Source organism: Stenotrophomonas sp. JAG2 (assembly GCF_041080745.1).
In the GTDB taxonomy this organism is placed as follows: Bacteria; Pseudomonadota; Gammaproteobacteria; order Xanthomonadales; family Xanthomonadaceae; genus Stenotrophomonas; species Stenotrophomonas maltophilia_AA.
On sequence record NZ_JBEUMH010000002.1, the window covers coordinates 321,228 to 341,190 of the forward strand.

The following is a 19,963-nucleotide window of genomic DNA, read 5'->3' on the forward strand; positions in this document are numbered from 1 at the left end:
ACGACGAAAGGGGGACATCCCGTCCCCCTTTCGTTGATGCTGGTGCGGACGCACACCCTGCCGCTATTTTCCGGTCACTGCTTCCTGCAGCTTCTCCACCGCCTGGTCGGCCGTGAACGTGTTCGGCTTCTGGATCTTGGGGAAGTCCACGAAGGTCTCGTTGAACTTCGTCAGCAACGCGATCGCGCCGTACACGATGTAGACGTGGTTGAGGTACCAGTCCCAGTAGGTGTTGGAGGTCACGTCCGCGAACTCGTACGGATCCGTGCGCAGATTGTAGATCTTGGGGATGCGCATCACCGTGAACGGTTCGCCCCAGATCTGCATCGTGCCTTTGCAGCGCTGCTCGATGAAGGTCACCTTCCAGTTGTCATAGCGGATCCCGAGCATGTCGCCGTCGTCGGAGATGTAGACGAACAGCTTGCGCGGCGATTTTTCCTCCTTGCCGGTGAGGTACGGCAGCAGGCTGACACCGTCGATGTGATTCTTGTAGGTGCGCCCGATCGCCTTGACGCCCTTCTTGAGGTCGTCGACCACGCCCTTGTTACCGGCCAGTTCCAGGAAGGTGGGCAGCCAGTCATGGTGCTGCACGATCTCGTTGGAGACCGAGCCGGCCTTGATCTTGCCCGGGTAGCGCACCACCAGCGGAATCCGGAATGCGCCTTCCCAGTTGGTGTCCTTCTCGCTGCGGAACGGCGTCATGCCGCCATCCGGCCACGAATTGCGGTGCGGCCCGTTGTCGGTCGAGTACACCACCAGAGTGTCTTCGGCGATGCCCAGTTCGTCGAGGTAATCGAGCAACGAGCCCACGTTCTTGTCGTGGTCGATCATCGTGTCGTGATACGGCGACTGCCAGCGCCCGGCCTGCCCCAGGCTTTCCTTCTTGGTATGCGTGATCAGGTGCATGTGGGTGAAGTTGACCCAGACGAAGAACGGCGTGTCGTCGTCGTTCGCCTGCTTGATGAAGCCCTTGGCGCGCTCGGCGAAGTCGTCATCGCAGGTCAGCATGCGCTTGCGGTCCAGTGGGCCGGTATCCTCGATCTTCTGCTTGCCTACCTTGCCCCAGCGCTTCTGGTCGGTGCTGTCATCCTTGTCGGTGGCGAAACTGTGGATCACGCCGCGCGGCTTGATGGTCTCGATGAACTCCCCGAACTCGTCCTTGGGGAAGTAGTCGTACATCTCCGGCTCTTCTTCGGCATTGAGGTGGTACAGATTGCCGTAGAACTCATCGAACCCATGGTTGGTGGGCAGCATGTGGTTGAGGTCGCCCAGGTGGTTCTTGCCGAACTGCCCGGTGGTATAGCCCTCGTTCTTCAGCAGCGCGGCGATGGTGACGATCTTCTCGTTCATGCCGACCGGCGCGCCCGGAATGCCGACCTTCGACAGGCCGGTCCGCAGGACGCTCTGGCCGGTGATGAAGGACGAGCGCCCTGCCGTACAGGACTGCTCGCCATAGGAGTCGGTGAACAGCATGCCCTCGTTGGCCAGGCGGTCGATGTTCGGCGTCTGGTATCCCATCAGGCCGCGCGAGTAGCAGCTCAGGTTCGAGATGCCGATGTCGTCTCCCCAGATGACGAGAATGTTGGGCTTCTTTGCGGATGAACCGGGCTTCTTCTTTGCGGATGAGCTGGCCATGCACTTCTCCGACGACGGTGGTGCTCAATAGTCCGTGTCGGTCATCGTCGCGGCCAGCGTGTTTCTACTTAGACGGCGTCAGTAAGTCTTCGCCTCCCCCTGCTCATCCCTCCCAGCTGATGCCTTTTGGTGCACTGGAGAAACCTGCCGAACGCAGCGCGTCCATCAGGCCATCGCGTCGGGCCGGCGCATCGTCGATCAGTTCCACGGTGAACGAGGTGCGGCGGCCCCGCCGCAGTGCGCTGGCCAGCGCCTTGGCCGCGGCAGCCGTGGTGCCTGCCAGGGACACATCGTCCGCATCGAAGAACGTCAGCAGCTGGCGGCCCCCCTGGGCCAGGTACATCAGCAGCCGCCCACCGCCGATCACTACCAGGGCACCGGCGCGGCGCACCGGCCGCACGCGCGAGCCGTGCACCGGCCAGGGCAGCACGGTCCCGAACGGATTGGCCGGATCGACCGCGGACAACCCGACGGCGACCTCGGCAGCACCGGGCCGCAGGGACTCGGCGATGCCGCGCAGCCTATCCACGATCAGGCGGTCGGCGAACTGCGCCCCGCCCAGCCCTTCCACGAAGCGGCCGCGCAGCACGCGGCCCGCATCCTCCATGCCCCGATAGACCTGTTGCAGGGCCGGGAAGCCGCCGGCGATGCCTTCGGCCACCGCCGCGCCACGGGTCACGATGCCGTGCCGATCCAGCAGGCCGTCGGCCAGCGCCACCGCGCGTACCGTGTCGCTGATCGCCTCGCGCTGCAGCAGCGACCAGCGCCCGGCCAGGGTGGGTGCGGCGAAACTGGCGATCACCGCCGACGCGCCGTCGGCCAAGGGCGTCTCCCCCATCGGGATGCCACGGAAGCCTCGACCACGCCGCGACGTGCGCGCAACCCGCGGCCGTGGCGCGCGTGAGCCGGACATGCCGCGCAGCGGTGCCCACAGATCGGTGCTCAGATAGCCCGACCAGGCCAGGTCCCACAGCGCGGCGTGCAGCTGCTCGGCGCTGATATCCGTAGTCGGCGTTCCGGCCCGCGCCCAGTGACTGCCCACCGCCGTGACCAGCTGGCGCGCGAAGTACGCGCCGCCGTCGGCCAGCACCTGCAGCAGCGCCTCCTGCAACGCTGACAGCCCGGCCGTGACCGGGAGCGCCGGCAGTGTCTCGGCGGCGACCTCCTGCAGATGCAGCGAGACCAGGCCGTCCTCATCGCCCAGCCGCCCATGCCCGGCCCACACCACGGCCCCGGTGGCGAGCAGCTCATCGAGCATTGCCGGGGCGTAGTCGACCACGCGCGCCGGAAGAATCTGCTGCTCCCAGACCGACACCGGCAGCGCCACGCCGGCCAGCAGCTCGACCACGCGCAGCACCCCGTCGATACCCTCCAGCGCGCCCGCGCCACGGTGTGTGCTGCCACGCGCGGCCTGTTCGGCGTCGGCGAGCACGCCATGGCGCTCCAGCAGCAGCAAGGCATACGCCTCGCGCGCGACCGGCCGGGTCGCCTCGCGGGCCTGCTGCAGCGAGCGCATCCGCAGCCGACGGAACACCGTTTCGCCTACCCATTCGTGGCGGGCCAGCGGCGGCGGCGCGGCCATGGCGGCAGCGGAGCGTGCATCCCGGCGGGCCACACCGAAGCTGCCCTTGAGCAGCTTGCCCTGCGCCTCCAACGCCGCCAATGCCGCATCGACGACGGCCACGCCGAGCCCGAACGCGGCGGCGGCCTCCGCCGTGGTGAACGGCGCATGGGTGCGTGCGTATCGGGCGAGCAGTTCGCCCAGCGGGTCCACCGACGGCTGCAGGAACACCGCCGGCACGTCCGTCGGCAGGCCGACGCCGAGAGCATCACGCAGGCGCCCGGCATCTTCGATGGCCGCCCATTGCACACCGCCGGCGATCCGGACCGGGAAGGCGCGCCGCTCATCGACGAGGGCGGCCAGCTCAGGCGCGGGATCGGTATCGACCAGCCGCAGCGCGAGCGCTTCGTCGGTGAGGGGCCCCAGTTCGCGCAGCAGGTCGGCAATCCCTTCCCTGCCGCGCGCCCGCCGATCAGGTGCCCGCCGTTGCAGCTCATCGCCCACCTGCTCGACCACGGCCGCATCAAGCAGTTCGCCGAGGTCGACCTGGCCGAGCAGATCACCGAGCAGGCCGCTGTCGAGGGAGAGCACCGAGGCGCGGCGTTCGGCCAGCGGCACATCGGTGCCGTACATGAACTCGGCGACATACCCGAACAGCAGGTTCGCCGCGAACGGTGACGGCACCTCGGTGGTGACATCGGCAATCGCCACGCTGCCTTCGGCGAGCCGCTGCATCAACGCATCCAGCGCGTCCAGATCGTAGACATCCTGCAGGCACTCGCGCGCGGTTTCGATCAGGATCGGGAACTCCGGATAGCCCTGCGCGATGGCGAGCAGTTCACCGGCGCGCAGGCGCTGCTGCCACAGCGGCGAGCGGCGGCCGGGCGTGCGCCGCGGCAGCAACAGCGCGCGTGCGGCACATTCGCGGAAGCGCGCCGCGAACAGGGCCGATCCGCCCACGGCGCGGGTGACCTCCCGGCGCAGCCGCTCCGGCTCGAACAGGAACAGCTCCGCGCCCGGCAGGCGCCCCTGTGCGTCGGGCAGGCGCGCGATGATGCCGTCGTCGCTGGCGACCACCGCCGGATCCACGCCCCAGCGTTCGCGGATGCGCGCGGCCACCGCCAGCGCCCACGGATCGTGCACGCGCCGCCCATACGGCGAATGCAGCATCAGCCGCCAGTCACCGGCCTCATCGCGGCAGCGCTCCAGCACCAGGCTGCGATCGGTGGGCAATACGCCCGTTGCCTCGCGCTGTTCGGCCAGCAGCCCGGCGATGTTGGCGATTGCGTTGTCGGCCAGCCCGGCCGCCTGCAGCCGTTCGCGCAGTGCAGGCGCAATCCCCTCGTTCCCCTCGTCCCCCTCGTCCGCCACCGCGGCGTCGAGCGCGCCGATGAAGGCGCCCACCGCCTCGCCCAGCTCGGCGGGCCGGCCGACCCCCTCACCGCGCCAGAACGGCAGGCGCGCCGAACGGCCCGGCGCCGGGGTGACGACGACCTGATCGTGGGTGATCTGTTCGATCCGCCACGAGGTCGCGCCCAGGGTGATCACGTCGTTGACCCGCGATTCGTGGACCATCTCCTCATCGAGCTCACCGACGCGGCGCGACCCGGCGCGCTCCTCGCCTTCCGGCAGCACCACGCTGAACATGCCGCGGTCCGGAATGGTCCCGCCGCTGGTCACCGCCAACTGCTTCGCACCGGGGCGCGCGCTCAGTTCGCCGGTGGCCCGGTTCCAGACCAGACGCGGCCGGAAGCCGGCGAAATCATCGGAGGGATAGCGCCCGGCCAGCATGTCCAGGGTGGCATCGAAGGCGCTGCGGGGCAGCGACCGGTACGGCGCGGCGCGGCGCACGCGCGCATACCAGGCCTCCACGTCCAGCGTCTCCATCGCGGCGGCGGCCACCGTCTGCTGGGCCAGCACGTCCAGCGGGTTGCGCGGCGGGTCGATGGCTTCGATCTCGCCGGCCAGCATGCGCTCCACCGCCACGGACGCGTCGATCAGGTCGCGACGCGTGCGCGGGTAGACCAGGCCCGTCGAGATGCCCCCGACCTGGTGGCTGGCGCGCCCGACCCGCTGCAGCGCGCTGGCCACCGAGGGCGGTGCGGCCACCTGGATCACCAGGTCGACCAGACCCATGTCGATGCCCAGCTCCAGGCTGGAGGTCGCCACCACGCAGCGCAGTTCGCCGGATTTGAGCGCCTGTTCGATCTCGCGGCGCTGTTCCTTGGAGACCGAGCCGTGGTGCGACCGCGCGATCAGCGTCTCCGCACCGGCGGCCCGTCCGGCGGTGCCGCCATTGAACGAGCCGTAGTGCTCGGGCGCGGGCGCCGTTGTCGGGGCCTGCGCCGGGACCTGGCCGCGGGCGACGCGGTCGGCGTACAGCTCGTTCAAGCGCGCGGTCAGCTTTTCGGCCACGCCCCGCGAGTTGGCGAACACGATCGTGGAACGCCGCGCCAGCACCTGGTCCAGGATGCTGGCCTCCACATGGGGCCAGATCGAGCCGATCCGCCCGGACGCCGGTGGCGCATCGGCCGCGGCAGGGTGTGGCGGAATGTCGGCCATGTCCTCCACCGGCACCACGATGCGGACATCCAGGGCCCGCTGCGAGGGCGGATGGACCACGGTGACCGGGCGGTCGCCGCCGAGGAACCGCGCGACCTCTTCCACTGGTCGCACCGTGGCGGACAGCCCGATGCGCTGTGCCGGCGCCTGCAACAGGGCATCCAGCCGCTCCAGGCTCACCGCCAGATGGGTGCCGCGCTTGCTGCCGGCCACCGCATGGATCTCATCGATGATCACGGTGTGGACGTCGCGCAAGGTCTCGCGCGCCTGCGAGGTGAGCATCAGGAACAGCGATTCGGGCGTGGTGATCAGGATGTCGGGCGGACGCCGCAGCAGCCGCGCGCGCTCCGCCGTGGTGGTGTCGCCGGTGCGGATCGCGACCGACAGGGTGACCGCCGGGTCGCCGCGCCGCTCACGTTCGGCACTGACGCCCTGCAGCGGTATCTGCAGGTTGCGCTGGACATCGGCGCCGAGGGCCTTGATCGGCGAGAGATACAGCACACGGGTGCCGCGCTTCTTCGGCTCACCGCTGCGGAACAGCTGGTCGATCGCCTGCAGGAACGCGGCGAGGGTCTTGCCCGAACCGGTTGGCGCGATGACCAGGGTGTGCTGGCCGGCGCTGATTGCCGCCCAGGCCTGCGCCTGTGCCGGGGTCGGGGTCGCGAACGCCGCCGTGAACCAGTGGCGCGTAGCGGGAGTGAAGGCAGCCAGGGAATCGGGCGTGGGGTCGTTCGGGGTCGGCATGGATCCGGGTGTCGTGGGACGGTCGCCCGGCATCGGCCGCGAGCGCAAGGGAACCAGACTAGGGTATGCCGCGTAGGGCATGCGTCAACCGGCACCGATCGCGTCGCATCTGCCGGGCACCGGTCGCCCCTGGTCCGCCACCACTCGTCCCTTCACCCCCGGAATTCGGCCCCAGGCCACTGCTGGCGGGCCTCTACGGGACCACACTGGCCGGCATCGAACACGGCACTGCCACAGGAACCACCCCGATGAAACGACGCGATTGCCTCAAGGCCGGACTGGCCCTGCCGCTGCTGCCGACGCTGCTCAAGGCCGGGCCCGCCGCCGCGGCCGGTGCTGCCCGGGTACGTCCAGGCACCGCGGCCTGGCCTGCCGCCGCCGCGTGGGAGCGGCTGTCGCGTGCCGTCGGCGGTCGCCTGTCGGTGCCACAGTCGCCGTTCCTCGCGGACGCCGCCACCCGCGCCGCGGCGCTGGAGCAGCTGCAGAATCCGTTCTACCTCGGCGACCAGCCCGCGCTGACCCAGACCAGCGGCTACTTCGGCGCGTGGCGTTCGGTGCCCAGCGCCAAGGTGGTCGCCGCCGCCAACAGTGCCGATGTCGCCGCCGCGGTGAACTTCGCCCGGACCCATCACCTGCGGCTGGTGGTCAAAGGCGGCGGGCACAGCTACCACGGGACGTCCTGCGCGCCGGATTCGCTGCTGGTCTGGACCCGCGCGATGAACCAGGTCGAGCTGCACGATGCCTTCGTCGCCCACAACGCCCGCCCGGGCACCGCACCACAGCCCGCGGTCAGCGTGGGCGCCGGGGCGATGTGGATCGATGCCTACGATGCGGTCACCACGCGCGGTGGCCGCTATGTCCAGGGCGGCGGCTGCACCTCGGTAGGCGTGACCGGCCTGGTCACCGGCGGCGGCTTCGGCAGTTTCTCCAAGGCGCATGGCACGGCCGCGGCCAGCCTGCTCGAAGCCGAGATCGTCACCGCCGACGGTCAGATCCGCATCGTCAACGCCGACAATGACCCCGAACTGTTCTGGGCCCTGAAAGGCGGCTGCGCGGCGAGTTTCGGGATCGTCACCCGGATGACGCTGCGCACCCATGCCCTGCCCGACACCTTCGGCGGCGTCTCCTGCCAGATCCAGGCCAGCGACGACGCCAGCTGGCAGGCCCTGGCGGCGGAGATGCTGCGCTTCTACCGCGACACGCTGTGCAACGCGCACTGGGGCGAGCAGTTCACGTTCAAGGACACGCGTCGGCTGTCGATCTCGATGGTATTCCAGGGCCTGTCGCGCGGCGCGGCCGAAGCAACCTGGACGCCGTTCCTCGACTGGGTCCGCGCCCGGCCGGCGTACACCATCACCGACCCCTTGCAGGCATTGGCGATGCCCGCCCGCGACATGTGGAACGCGGATTTCTTCCGCGAGCATGCCCCCGCGCTGATCGCCGAGGATACCCGCGAGGGCGCCGCCTCCCGGCACATGCTGTGGAAGGGGGACCAGGGTCAGGTAGGCTGGTTCCTGCATGGCTACGCCTCGGCATGGCTGCCCTCCTCCCTGCTGGACGATGCGCGGCGCACGCAGGCGGCCGCAGCCATCTGCGCGGCCGCCGAGCACATGGATGTCGGCATGCACTGCAACAAGGGGCTGTTCGGTGCGCCCGCGGCGGCGTTGGCGGCCAGCCGCGAGACCGCCACCCATCCGGCGGTGCTGGATGCCTTCGCCCTGGCGATCATCGGCAACGCCAGCGGGCCGGTGTATCCGGGCCTGGGCCTGAACGTCGATGAGCCCCGTGCACGCCGCGGCGCGTTGAACGTTGCGCGCGCCTACCAGGCACTGAGCGTGGTGGCGCCGTCGGCGCCGGCCTATGTCTCGGAGAGCGACTACTTCCAGAAAGACTGGCAGCAGGCCTTCTGGGGACCGAACTACCCGCGGTTGCAGGCGGCCAAGCGCCGTTACGATCCGCAGGGTCTGTTCGTCATCCACCATGGCGTCGGCAGTGAAGACTGGAGCGCCGACGGCTTCGAGCGTGTCCGCGGCTAAGCCAATACCGTGCGCAACGCCTGCTGTGCACGCAGGTTTTCAGCAGGCGTGCCGATCGTGATGCGCACCCAGGTGTCATACGGGGCGAACACCCGGGCGATGCGCACGCCCTGCTGCAGGAGGCCGGCCGCGACCGTCGCGTGCGGGCGCCCGCTATCGACGAACACGAAATTGCCGGCCGCTTCGGTGGATCGCAGGCGCAGGTCACCGAGCACCTGCTGCCATCGTTGCCGCTCGGCGGTCACGGTGCGGCGTACCTGGTCTACGTGCGCGGTATCGGCAAGCGCCGCCGACGCGGCGGCCAGTGACAGCTGGTTCTGCGCATGGGCCCCGCCAACGCCACGCTGGCGCAGCGCCCCGGCAAGCGCCAGAGGCACCAGCGCATAGCCGATCTGCAGCCCGGCCAGGGCGTGGATCTTGCCGAGGGTGCGGAACACGACCACGTTCTGCCCCTGTCGCAGCAGGCGTACCGCGCTCAACGTGGCCGCATCCTCGCGGTAGTCGAGATATGCCTCGTCGACGATCACCAAGGTGCGCGCCTGCGCAGTGGTCACGAAACGATCGAAGTCCGCGCCCGGGCTGAGCGTACCGGAGGGGTTGTGCGGGTTGACCACGAACAGCGCGCGCGTGTCCGGCCCGACGGCTGCAAGCAATGCCGGCAGGTCGTTTTCCAGGCGGGCGTTCAACGGGACTTCCACCGCCCGTCCACCGAATGGCTTCGCCGCATCCACCAGGGCGCCGTAGCCCGGCACCGAGTAGATGAAGCCACCGGCACCCTGGCTGAGCGCCAGGTGCTGGCCGAGCGCTTCGAGCACTTCACCGACCACGACCTGCTCCGGCGTGACCCCCTCCAGCGTGGCGATCTGCTGTTGCAGCGCCTGCAACTGTGCCGCGCCCACATAGCGCGGCGCGTCCGCCAATGCGCGCTGTACCGCCGGGCCGACCTGCGGTGACGGTCCATAGCTGCTTTCGTTGAGATCCAGCCGCAGCACAGCTTCGGCGGCACCAGCAGGTGCCGGGACCAGTGGAGCAGTTCGTGCCTGCGCCGCCGCCGGTGCCAGTGCGACCGCCGCCGCACTGGTCAGCCCGGCGCGCAGCCAGTGGCGGCGCTGCGGATCGGTGGGTAGCGGGGAGTGCGGGACGGGACGGTTCATCGGAAACGGGTCTCCAAGCGCGCGTAGTAGTAGGTGCCGCTCCAGCCGAACGGCGACAGCTCGCTGTACGGGAACACGCCAAAGGTATCCGCACCGGAGACCTGCGGGGTGGTGGCGATGTTGCGGGTGGGATAGGTGTTGAACAGATTGTTGGCGCCCAGCACGAGGGTGACGGCATCGGTCGCGCGGAAGGCGATGTCCAGATCGGTGACCCAGCGCGCTTCCAACGTCTGGATCACATCGACGTTGCCCGCGCTCCCCGCCTCGGTCGGCAGCGTGCGGAAGCGGGTCGAGCCCTGTGCGAAGGCCGCGACATTGGCCGCGCTCTGGTTGGTCGCCGCCACGCCCTCGATCTCACCGTAGCGGTGCGTGCCCAGGTGGATGCCCCAACGGCCGACATCCCAGCCCAGCGCGACGGTCAGGTTGTCACGCGGCTGGCCTTTCTCCACGCGGGTGCGCTCGGTGACATCGAACAGGGGCGTGCGCACGCCGAGCGCGGTCAGCTGGGCCGGCGTCGAGGCGACGTGGGTCAACTCGGTCTTGTTGCGGTTGTAGGCGACGGTGGCGGTGAGCCGGCCGTAATCCGCCAGTTCCCAGCGGTAGCGGGCCGAGGCGTCCACGCCGGTGGTGCGGGTATCCGCGGCATTGCTGAAGTAGCGCACGCTGGTCACGCCTGGCGAACCCAGCGCCGCCAGATAGTCGCGGATCGCGGTGGACCCGGCCGCATCGACGAAGTTGCTGGAGAGGAAGATCCGGTCGTCGATGTCGATCCGGTACACATCCAGCGACGCGCTCAGTCCGCCGATGCCCCAGGTGAGCCCGGCGGTGAAATTGGTGGCCTGCTCCGGCTCCAGCGAGCGCGCGCCCAAGGCACGTGCTTCGACCGTATCCACGGGTGCGGTGCGTACCAGCACGTACTCCGGCACGCCGGTCACCGCGTTGTTGAGGGTGCGGCTGCTGGTGGAACTGAAGTACTGCTGGGCCAATGCGGGCGCGTGGAAGCCGGTGCTGACCGAGGCGCGCAATGCCACCCCGCCGTCGAGCTGATAGCGCAGGGCCAGCTTGCCGTTGGTGGTGCTGCCGAAATCGCTGTAATCCTCCCAGCGCCCGGCGAGGGAGACCAGGAAGCGATCGGTGACATCGGTCTCGGCTTCCGCATAGGCTGAGACGTTGTGGCGGTGGTGGTTGCCGGCGTCGGCCGGCTGGATGCCGGCAAACCCCTGGGACCCGATCGTGGGCACGGCGCCGGCGGAGGGACCATCGAGCACGCGCGCCGGCCCCCACACGTACGAATCCAGTTCACCCGGCGAGATGCCGTAGGTGTCGCGGCGGAACTCCGCCCCCACCGCCAGCCGCAGCGGCGCATGCCAGCCAAGGTCGATGCTGTTGTTCGCATCCAGGTTGGTGGTCCACTGCGAGGCCTCGAGGGCGCCGTTGTAGAAGGCGGTCGGACTGTCTGCGCCGAGCGTTGCATTGAGCGTATTGCGGGTGCGGTAGACCAGCTTGTTGCGGCCGTAGACGCTGCTCAGGTCCCAGTGCCAATCGCCGGCCAGACCTTTGATGCCCGCGCCGAGAGAGGCGTTGGTGCTCTGGGTATCCACCCAGGGCAGGAATCCGTGCGGATAGATCGCGCGCACGTTCTCGACCTGGCCGGCGCGGCGCAGCGAGGCGTTCGAACTGCCCTCGCTCACCCCGTAGCCGCCGAACGCGTATGCCTCCAGTCCTTCGGCCCAGGCCAGCGGTCTGCGCAGGTTGCCGAACACCGTCTTCTCCACGGTGTCGGCCGAGTCGGCGAAGCGCCACAGTGCATCGCGGTCGATGGTGGCCTCGCGCGGGTCGGCGACAGCGCCTGCCCCCGCACCACCGATCGGCGCCAGGCCCGTGCCGGAGCCGAAGGTACCCGACGGCGCCACCGGCGCACCGTTGCGGCCGATCCCGAAGTACTGCTGGCGGGTATCGGGCAAGGCGCGGTTGGCCGCCTTGCGGTCACGGTAGTCCCAGGTGAGGTGGAGGCCGCCGCCGTCGGCAAACGCCACGCCGGTGTCCAGCGCCACCGCCGTGGTGCCACCGCCGCCATCGCGGGTCGTGCCGCGGCTGACCCGACCCTCGAAGCCGTCGTCCTCGCGCAGCACGATGTTGATCACCCCGGCGATCGCATCGGAACCGTACTGGGCGGAGGCGCCATCGCGCAGCACCTCGATCCGCTCGATGGCACTCACCGGGATGGCATTGAGGTCGGTGGAGACCGCGCCCTTGCCCACCGTGCCGCCGGTGTTGACCCAGGCACTGGCATGCCGGCGCTTGCCGTTGACCAGCACCAGGGTCTGATCCGGCGACAGCCCGCGCAGCGTCGCCGAGCGGATGTGCGTGTTGCCATCCGGCGTGGTCGGGTGTGGGAAATTGAACGAAGGCAACAGCGACTGCAGGATCTGGCTGATGTCGGTGTAACCGCTGCTGCGGATGTCCTCGGCGCCCAGCACATCGATCGGCACCGGCGACTCCAGCACGGTGCGCGCCTGGGTGCGGTTGCCGAGAACCGTGAGCTGGTCGAGCTGGGTCACTGCCGGCGCGCTTCCCGCGGTCTGGGCATGGACCGGGGCGGCAGTGAGCAGGCTGGCAAGCACGGCGACGGACAGGCGACGACGTCGCGGCACGGTGGCGCGAGGATTCATGGTGTTTTCCGCAAAGGTCGGGCATCACGCCCGAAAGAGACGATGGAGCGGCGCAGGCGGCACGTCAGCGGCGACATCGCCGTGGCAGATACGAAGCTGGCAAGACAGGTTCCCCGGATGACCCTGCGGCACATCTTGCAAACTTGTTGCAGAGCGTCAATCGACCTGGACGCGTGCGCTGAGCACGCGTTGCATGCTCCTGTCGAGAGCGCGGCTCAAGTGACTGATTTCATTCAACGCATGCCGCCGGACATGCGTGAATGCCCTTACCTTCGGGCATATCCACATAGCCAACCGTGTTCGGCCGTCTGCCATGACAACGCCCCGGAGACTGCCGCCTGCGCAGCCGTGACGATCCGCAGGTGCGGCCACCCCTGCGCTGGCGTAGCCTGCGCGCAGCCCGCCCGCAAACGGAGATCGCCCTGTGATTCCGACCACGTCCGCCCGCCGTTTCCCCGCCGTGCTCGCCCTCGCGATCGCAGCCGCCCTGACGCTTCCCTCAAACCGGGCGCAGGCGCAGGCGCCGGCCCCCGCCAGCGCCCCGGCCGCCACCTCGTTCAACGCCCTGCTCGATGCGCAGACGATGGCCGCGATCAACGCCGATCCGGAACTGCGCACGATGCTCGGCATCAGTGGCGATGCCGCCGGTGATCTGTCCGGCCAGCTGACCGACGTCTCGCTGGCCCGGCGCGAGATCAACCGCCGCTTCCTGGTCGACAACCTGGCGCAGATCCGCGCATGGAACGGCCCGCCGCTGGATCCGCAGCAACGGCTCAGCGACGGACTGGCGCGCTGGTTCTACCAGACCCAGATCGATCTGATGGCGGTGCCGTGGGCCGCGGCCTGGTTGCCGGTCGGCGGCAGCACCTACGCCGTGGACCAGTTGTTCAGCCTGCCGGTCAACCTGCCGCAGTTCATGGACAACCAGCATGCGGTCACTGACGAGACCAGCGCCCGTCATTACATCGCACGGCTGCAGGCGATGGGCCCCAAGCTGGACCAGGTCCGGGCCAACGTGGACATGCAGGCCCGCCTGGGCGTGGTGCCGCCCGAAGTGGCGCTGGAGGGCGCGGCCAACCAGTACCGTGCCCTGCTGAAACCGGCGCCGCAGGACAGCCTGTGGGTGCAGTCATTGCAGCGCAAGCTGGACAAGGTGCCCTCGATCCCCGCGGCCCGGCGCGCTGAACTGATCGCACAGGCGACCACGGCGGTGCGCGACGCGGTGAACCCGGGCTATCAGCGCCTGCTCGACAACGTGCAGGCAACGCTGGCGACCCATCCCGGCAACAAGGGCGTGTGGGCACTGCCGGACGGCAAGGCGTACTACGATGCCGCGCTGCGCTGCTATACCAGCACCGACCTGGATGCCGATGCGATCCACCAGATCGGGCTGCGCGAAGTGGCGCGGCTGGACACGCGCATGGATGCCCGCCTGAAACAGCTCGGGCTGCGCGACGGCAGCGTGGCCACGCGCATCGCGCAGCTGCGCAAGGACCCGCGTTACCTGTACGAGGACAGCGACGCAGGGCGCACGCAGCTGATCGGCGACATCGAGCAGCGCCTGCGCGACCTCGATCCGATCCTGCCGACCTACTTCGGCCACCTGCCGACACAGAAACTGCTGGTGCAGCCGGTGCCCGCGCACATGCAGGCCACCTCGCCGGGCGGCTATTACTACCCGCCGGCGATGGATGGCTCGCGCCCGGGCACGTTCTTCATCAACCTGGGCGACATCAGCTCCAACACCCGCTGGAGCATTCCCACCCTCACCTATCACGAGGGATCGCCGGGCCATCACTTCCAGATCTCGATCGGCCAGACCCTGACCGACCTGCCGATGCTGCGCCGCAGCCTCAATCCCAGCGCCTTCAGCGAAGGCTGGGCACTGTATGCCGAACAGTTGATGGCCGAGGCCGGCGTGTACCGCGATGACCCCGCCGGTGACCTGGGCCGCCTGCAGGCCGAGATGTTCCGCTCGGTGCGGCTGGTGGTCGATACCGGTCTGCACCGCAAACGCTGGACGCCCGAGCAGGCCGTCGCCTACATGGAGGAGAAGACCGGCATGAGCCCGGCCGACGTCCGCATCGAGGTCAACCGCTACCTGGTGCAGCCCGGCCAGGCCTCGTCCTACAAGATGGGCCAGCTGCGGCTGCTGGAACTGCGTGAGCACGCCCGCAGGGAACTGGGCGACCGGTTCGACATCCGCGCCTTCCACGATCTGATCCTGGGCAATGGGGCAATGCCGATGACCGTGGTCAGCCAGGCCGTGGACGCGTGGATCGCCGCGGGTGGACCTACAACGACTGCCCCAGTTCGATGAACAGCACGTTCTCGCCGCCTTCGCGGAATCCCATGCCGAAGATCAACGGGCCGATCCAGGAATCGAAACCCAGAAACAGGCTGCCGTTCAAGATGCCGTCGCTCAACGACATGTCGCTGCGCCGCTGCCAGGCATTGCCATATTCGACCGTGCCACCGACCTGCGCCGAGCGCCCCAGCAGCGTGCCCAGCTCATAGGTATACCCGGCAAAGCCCAGTGCATAATCCTGGCCGGTCAGCTGGTTCTGCTGGAAACCGGCCAAGCGCCAGCGCCCGCCGAGCCGGTACAGATTCTGCACCGGCGCCGTGCCGGACGAAGTGACGTGGTAGCGCAGCCCCAGCTGCAGGGCATGCTTGCCGAATGATCGCGCAGCCGCGGCATCCAGATCGATCTGGCCGAACCGCGCATCCGCGCCCAGGCCGGTGCTGGACTGGTACGTACGGGCATTGACCAGATACCCCTCGCGCGGGAAATACACGCTGTCGATATCGTCCAGTGTGGCCTGCGCGATCCATGCTCCCTCGTCGAAGTCCACGCGCGGGATGGTGGGGTCGCCGACTTCCACCTCGGCGTTGCCGGTGTAGCGCTCCACCCCCACGGACAACGCGAGAACGTTGGACACATTGCGGAACAACGCCACCGTGGCGCCGGTGCGTCGCACGCGGTAGCGCGCGATCTTGTCGCCGGCATCGTCGTAGAGATTGAAGCTGCGGGTCTGGAAACCACCACCGGCCTGGAAGGCGTATCGATTACGCAGGTCGAACGGGTGGTAGTACTGACCGGTCAGGCCGGGTTCGCTGCCGATCTGCAGCGCGATGCGCGCTTCGGCGCCGTAAGGCGACAGCGGCGAGAACAGCAGCCCGGCGCGCAGGTTGCTTTCGTGATTGCCTTCGAGGTCGTTGCTCAGGCTCAGCCCGGCCTCCAGGTACACCGGTCCATTGGGCTTGGGATAGGCCGACACCACGACACCGGTTCTGCCGTCGCGTGACCGGATTTCGTAGTTGATGCTGGCCAGCGTTCCCATGCCATGCGCGCGCAGCACGCCGGCCTGCATCGCCTCGACATCCAGCGGTTGGCCGATGCGGACCGGGAGATAGGACAGCAGCAGTGCGTCGGCGTATCCGGTGTGGTTGTCGACCTCGACGAAATCGATCATGGTCGGCACCGCGGACGGGGCCCGCCCGGCCCGCTGCGCGGCCAGCCGGGTGTAGGTCTGCGGCGTCTGCGCGAACGCCTGCAGCGCCGGCGCGGCCTGGTCGGCGGCGAGCTGGCCGATCCGCAGCGCCTCGGGCGCCTTGTCGAAATCGCCCGTGGCGACCTTGCCGGTCAGGTCCGGCGAGATCAGCAGATCCTGCGTGCCCAGACTGTCCAGCTGTGCCTGCGCGCTGCGCGTGGTCAGGAACCCGCTGAGCTGGCCGATCACCTCCACCAGGCTGGCATTGCGGTCCAGCGCGCTCAACGGCGTGCCCACGTCCACCGCGATCACCCGATCGGCGCCCATCGCCCGCACTACGTCGATAGGTACCTGATTGGACAGGCCACCGTCGAGCAGCACCTGGTCATGAATCACCACCGGACGGAAGATGCCCGGCAACGACATGCTGGCCCGCATCGCCATCGGCAGGCTGCCATCGGACAACACCACTGGCTTGCCGGTATTGATGTCGGTGGCGACCGCCCGGAACGGAATCGGCAGGTCGTCGAAACGGCCATTGACCCGGCCGGCACCGGTCGCGCGCTCGAACAGGGCGATCAGCTTCTCGCCTTCGGAGACGCCCCCGGCCAGCGCGACCGCCTTGCCCTCGCCGCCCAGCCCGATGCCGATCGGGGCCAGTTGGGCATAGTCATCGGCCTTGCGTCGCAGCGAGCGCTCGCGGCGCGGCAAGGTGTCGGTGAACAGGCTCAGCCATTCGGTGCTCAGCACCAGTTGCTCGATCTGCTCGGGCGTGGCGCCGGAGGCGTACAAGGCACCGACCAGCGCGCCGGCACTGGTACCGGCGATGCAGTCCACCGGAATGTGCAGCGCCTCGAGCTGCTTGAGGATGCGGACATGGGCGATGCCCCGTGCGCCGCCACCGCCCAGCGCCAGCCCGATCCGGGGCCGGGTGTCGCCCGGGCCGCGCACGCCACAATGCCCCCCCTGGCCGGCCGCATCGTCGGCCGCAACGGGTTCCGCCGCGTGCAGCGGCGACAGCGCGCCGCTCGCGAACACGCACGCGAGCAGCAGCGATGCCGTGCACGGGCAGCAGTGCCGTGAAGGAATCAGCGCCACGCGCCGCCCACCCGTCAACGGCCAGCGGTGGCAGCGGGCGGGAAGCCAGCGAGCATCTTGTCCAAGGCGGTCTCCACCGCAGCGTTGATCTTGTCCGGCGACGAAGGCACGGTGCTGCTGGCCGTGCCACGCCAGACGGCCTGCTTTGTGCGCGTATCGAACATATCCAGCACCAGCGTGCCTACTTCGTAGGTACGGACAGTCGTGGTCGCGTTGCCCATGCCCCCGCCCCAGCCACCGCGCCAGCCCCATCCGCCCATGCCGGTCCCGGTGTAGAAGGTGTCAAGCGTCTGCTTCCGGTCAGTGACCGTGTGTGCGGCGAGCGCGATGTCGCCCTGCGGCACCTCGCGCAGGCCCTTGGCCTGCAGTCTGGCATTGATGCCATCGACGATGCGTTGTTGCACCAGGGGTGAGCCAGCCGTTGGCTTGACCGCCCAGCTGTAGGTTCTGTACGCGCCAAAGTTGGCGGCCGGATCGAAATCGGTGTTGACGGTCGGTGTGGATGCACAGGCAACCAGGCTGGCCGCGACAACGGCGATGCAGAGCGCTTTCATGACATGAGCCTCCCAGGTATGAACCGAATGACGCACTGCGGTCGCAGGCGTCCTGCTACAGCCAGTGACTCTCTGCGATCAGCTCCTGCGCGGGCCACGTAATGATCGCGAGACGAACGACTCACCCTTCACAGCGGCCGCAACCGCCTCCAGCAGGTCATCACCTGCATCGGACTTGAGCACATAGCTGCACGCTCCCAGGGCCATTGCCTGCGACACCATCTGCGGCGCGGCGTGCACGGTGATGAACACCACACCAAGAACGGGGCGCCGCAGTCGAAGCCGGCGTGCGGCCTCCAGTCCATCCAACTCCGGCATGCCAATATCCGTCACCACCACATCGGGCAACATCGCCTTTGCTGCCTGCACCAGTGAAGCCCCGTCCTGCACGAGCCCGATCACCTGGACGTGCTGGGCAAGCAGCCCGCGCAGCTGGCGTCCCATCGCGCACCCATCTTCGGCCAGCAGTACCCGTACCGCGTTCATCGCACTCGCCTGCTCGACACCTGTCCTGATGGTGCAACCGGACACCGGACGCTCGCAAGGGAAAAACCACCGCGAGCGGGCAAGTAAATCTACTGGCTGCACACGGCCAGGCTGCTCAGGGGCGGATCAGGCCCTCCAACTGGGCCTTGCGCACCAGCTCCAGCGTCCCGTGAACCCCCAGCTCCTGCATGATCGCGTACTTGTGCGATTCGATGGTGCGCACCGATACCCCCAGCGCGTAGGCAATCTGCTTGGAACGCAGGCCACGGCCGACGTATTCCAGAATGCGCAGCTGCTTGTCGGTCAGCGCATGCTGTCGGCGCCCCGACGACACGATCGCATCCACCGCCAGGCTGGGCGTGACATAGGTGTGGCCTTCCATCACGCCATGGATCGCGCGCACCAGTTCGTCGCCGGCCGCGCTCTTGAGCATGTAGCCACGGGCACCGGCATGGATCGTCTCGGCCGCGAGGCTGGACTCGTCGTGCATGGTGAGAAACAGAAACGGCGTCAGGCAACCTTCGCTGCGCACCTGGCGCATCACCTCAAGGCCGCTGATGCCGGGCATGCTGATATCCGAAACGACCATATCCGGCGTTTCGCGGCGGAGGGTGGCCAGCAGCTGCTCCCCGGACGACACCAGCACGATCGAGTCAAAACAGTCCATCAACAAGCGTTCGATGCCTTGGGCCACGAGCCTGTGGTCGTCGGCGACGACGACACTGCCGAACGGCACAGACCTCCTCTGCACGCACGAGACGCCCATTGCCTGCCTCCGTTCGCTGCGATAGCCCCCGTGGACCCGTCGCTGCAGCCACCATCGCCAGGTTCGTCATCGGCAATGCGCCACGACAAGCCTTCCCGATGCGTCTGCAGCGTGCCGAACATGCGAGTGGCTGCGTGACGGGGCCGTGATGCCACGCACGCGATGTCGCGCGTGCTGCAGCCAGCGGCTCAGGTCACGATTCAGCGTCGCAGGGTGTCTCGAGGACATTCCCCGAAGACAGTGCGGTACAGCAGGGAGAAGCGGCCCAGATGCCCGAAGCCCAGCCGCAGGGCTATCTCCGTCACACTCCCCGACGCATCTGCCTGCAGCAACGCGCTGCGCGCGCGGTTCAAACGGGCCACTTGGTGCCAGTGACACGGCCCATGTCCGTAGGCATCACGAAACAGACGTTCGAGCTGGCGTTCGCCCACGCCCAGGGCGAGCGCCAGGGCCGCGCTGTCGAAGGGCCGGTCAAGATGGCCTTTCAGATGGGTCTCGGCCCGCCGCACCACGGCATCGCGGTGGCGTTCGATCCAGCTGCCATCGGCACATCGTTCCGGTCCGGCATCGGCGGCACTGACGGCGTCCACGAAGGCGCCCAGCAGCAGCGCGGACTGCGCCGCCAGGTGCTCCGGCGTGATCAGGCCCTCCCAGCGGGCGGCGGTGTCCAGTGCGGAGAACACGCCGTAACGCAGTGCCTGCGCGTGCGCGGGGGCGGCCGGTCGGCTGCACCATCCGCGGCGCGGAAGGCGCAGTTCGCGGCCGACCCGCGCCACGGCCTCGCGCTGCAGGACCTCGCGCGGAATCAGCAGCACGGCCCACTGCCAGCCCCCGGGCTGCGGACGCACATTGAGCTCGCTGTCTTCGGCGAACACCATCACCTGGCCCGCCGGAACCCAGCGTCCGTTGGCCCACATCGGCTGCTGGCAGGACACGGCCATCGCCAGTGCGATCAATCCTTCGCCAAAACTGCCGCTGGCGAAAATCGGCAGCGTGTAGGTGCCGCTGTCCAAGCTGAACTCTGGAAAGACCAGCCGCTGGAGGCACGCGCGAAAGTGCCCGGCGGCCAGCAGGCGCTGTTCGAACCGCGTGTCGCGCACTACCCCCAGCAACGCATCGGCGTCGAAGCCATCGACGACGAAGCGGCTGTACGGGGCCATCGGTTCGTCCATGCCAGTTCCTCAAGCAGGTCGGAAATCGG

At 68.7% G+C, this 19,963-nt stretch carries 11 protein-coding genes; 2 read left to right on the forward strand and 9 right to left on the reverse strand.

The genetic code is table 11. The annotated features are described in order from the left end of the window. Positions 1-63: 63 nt before the first annotated feature. Together AB9O74_RS03585 and AB9O74_RS03590 are read right to left on the reverse strand one after the other, a co-directional pair. A complete protein-coding gene (locus tag AB9O74_RS03585; protein WP_369348455.1) occupies positions 64-1,635 on the reverse strand; it encodes an arylsulfatase in 1,572 nt (523 codons plus the stop codon). Between the two features lie 103 nt (positions 1,636-1,738). Further along, positions 1,739-6,502: an ATP-dependent helicase gene (locus AB9O74_RS03590; protein ID WP_369348456.1), complete on the reverse strand. Its 4,764-nt coding sequence runs from the start codon at positions 6,500-6,502 to the stop codon at positions 1,739-1,741. A gap of 248 nt (positions 6,503-6,750) precedes the next feature. Between AB9O74_RS03590 and AB9O74_RS03595 the strand changes: the two genes are divergently transcribed. Continuing rightward, positions 6,751-8,538, forward strand: a complete 1,788-nt coding sequence (locus tag AB9O74_RS03595) for an FAD-dependent oxidoreductase (protein ID WP_369348457.1) — start codon at positions 6,751-6,753, stop codon at positions 8,536-8,538. Here AB9O74_RS03595 and AB9O74_RS03600 read toward each other — a convergent pair. Both AB9O74_RS03600 and AB9O74_RS03605 read right to left on the reverse strand, forming a co-directional pair. Beyond that, entirely contained in the window at positions 8,535-9,692 is a 1,158-nt protein-coding gene (locus tag AB9O74_RS03600; protein WP_369348458.1) for a histidinol-phosphate transaminase, read from the reverse strand. The genes AB9O74_RS03595 and AB9O74_RS03600 overlap by 4 nt on opposite strands. After that, positions 9,689-12,364, reverse strand: a complete 2,676-nt coding sequence (locus AB9O74_RS03605; RefSeq protein WP_369348459.1) for a TonB-dependent receptor plug domain-containing protein — start codon at positions 12,362-12,364, stop codon at positions 9,689-9,691. The genes AB9O74_RS03600 and AB9O74_RS03605 overlap by 4 nt, the downstream gene beginning before the upstream one ends. A 424-nt stretch (positions 12,365-12,788) precedes the next feature. Between AB9O74_RS03605 and AB9O74_RS03610 the strand changes: the two genes are divergently transcribed. Then, positions 12,789-14,684 carry a DUF885 family protein gene (locus AB9O74_RS03610; protein WP_369348460.1) on the forward strand — a complete coding sequence of 632 codons (1,896 nt, stop codon included), beginning with the start codon at positions 12,789-12,791 and terminating at the stop codon, positions 14,682-14,684. Here the strand turns inward: AB9O74_RS03610 and AB9O74_RS03615 are convergent. From AB9O74_RS03615 to AB9O74_RS03635, 5 genes are all read right to left on the reverse strand, one after another. Beyond that, positions 14,659-16,956, reverse strand: a complete 2,298-nt coding sequence (locus AB9O74_RS03615; RefSeq protein WP_369348461.1) for a patatin-like phospholipase family protein — start codon at positions 16,954-16,956, stop codon at positions 14,659-14,661. The genes AB9O74_RS03610 and AB9O74_RS03615 overlap by 26 nt on opposite strands. Before the next feature lie 14 nt (positions 16,957-16,970). Then, positions 16,971-17,510 carry a DUF4136 domain-containing protein gene (locus AB9O74_RS03620; RefSeq protein ID WP_313218548.1) on the reverse strand — a complete coding sequence of 180 codons (540 nt, stop codon included), beginning with the start codon at positions 17,508-17,510 and terminating at the stop codon, positions 16,971-16,973. 78 nt (positions 17,511-17,588) lie between these two features. Continuing rightward, on the reverse strand, positions 17,589-17,996 hold the full coding sequence (locus AB9O74_RS03625) for a response regulator transcription factor (RefSeq protein WP_369348462.1): 408 nt from the start codon (positions 17,994-17,996) through the stop codon (positions 17,589-17,591). Between the two features lie 115 nt (positions 17,997-18,111). Next, positions 18,112-18,732: a response regulator gene (locus tag AB9O74_RS03630; RefSeq protein ID WP_369348463.1), complete on the reverse strand. Its 621-nt coding sequence runs from the start codon at positions 18,730-18,732 to the stop codon at positions 18,112-18,114. A gap of 230 nt (positions 18,733-18,962) precedes the next feature. Beyond that, positions 18,963-19,934 carry a helix-turn-helix domain-containing protein gene (locus AB9O74_RS03635; RefSeq protein ID WP_313211403.1) on the reverse strand — a complete coding sequence of 324 codons (972 nt, stop codon included), beginning with the start codon at positions 19,932-19,934 and terminating at the stop codon, positions 18,963-18,965. Between the last annotated feature and the right edge of the window lie 29 nt (positions 19,935-19,963).

Bases quoted from the DNA above. Each gene is read 5' to 3' on its own strand.
- AB9O74_RS03585 (WP_369348455.1), bottom strand. From the start codon at position 1,635: ATGGCCAGCTCATCCGCAAAGAAGAAGCCCGGTTCATCCGCAAAGAAG.
- AB9O74_RS03590 (WP_369348456.1), bottom strand. From the start codon at position 6,502: ATGCCGACCCCGAACGACCCCACGCCCGATTCCCTGGCTGCCTTCACT.
- AB9O74_RS03595 (WP_369348457.1), top strand. From the start codon at position 6,751: ATGAAACGACGCGATTGCCTCAAGGCCGGACTGGCCCTGCCGCTGCTG.
- AB9O74_RS03600 (WP_369348458.1), bottom strand. From the start codon at position 9,692: ATGAACCGTCCCGTCCCGCACTCCCCGCTACCCACCGATCCGCAGCGC.
- AB9O74_RS03605 (WP_369348459.1), bottom strand. From the start codon at position 12,364: ATGAATCCTCGCGCCACCGTGCCGCGACGTCGTCGCCTGTCCGTCGCC.
- AB9O74_RS03620 (WP_313218548.1), bottom strand. From the start codon at position 17,510: ATGAAAGCGCTCTGCATCGCCGTTGTCGCGGCCAGCCTGGTTGCCTGT.
- AB9O74_RS03625 (WP_369348462.1), bottom strand. From the start codon at position 17,996: ATGAACGCGGTACGGGTACTGCTGGCCGAAGATGGGTGCGCGATGGGA.
- AB9O74_RS03635 (WP_313211403.1), bottom strand. From the start codon at position 19,934: ATGGACGAACCGATGGCCCCGTACAGCCGCTTCGTCGTCGATGGCTTC.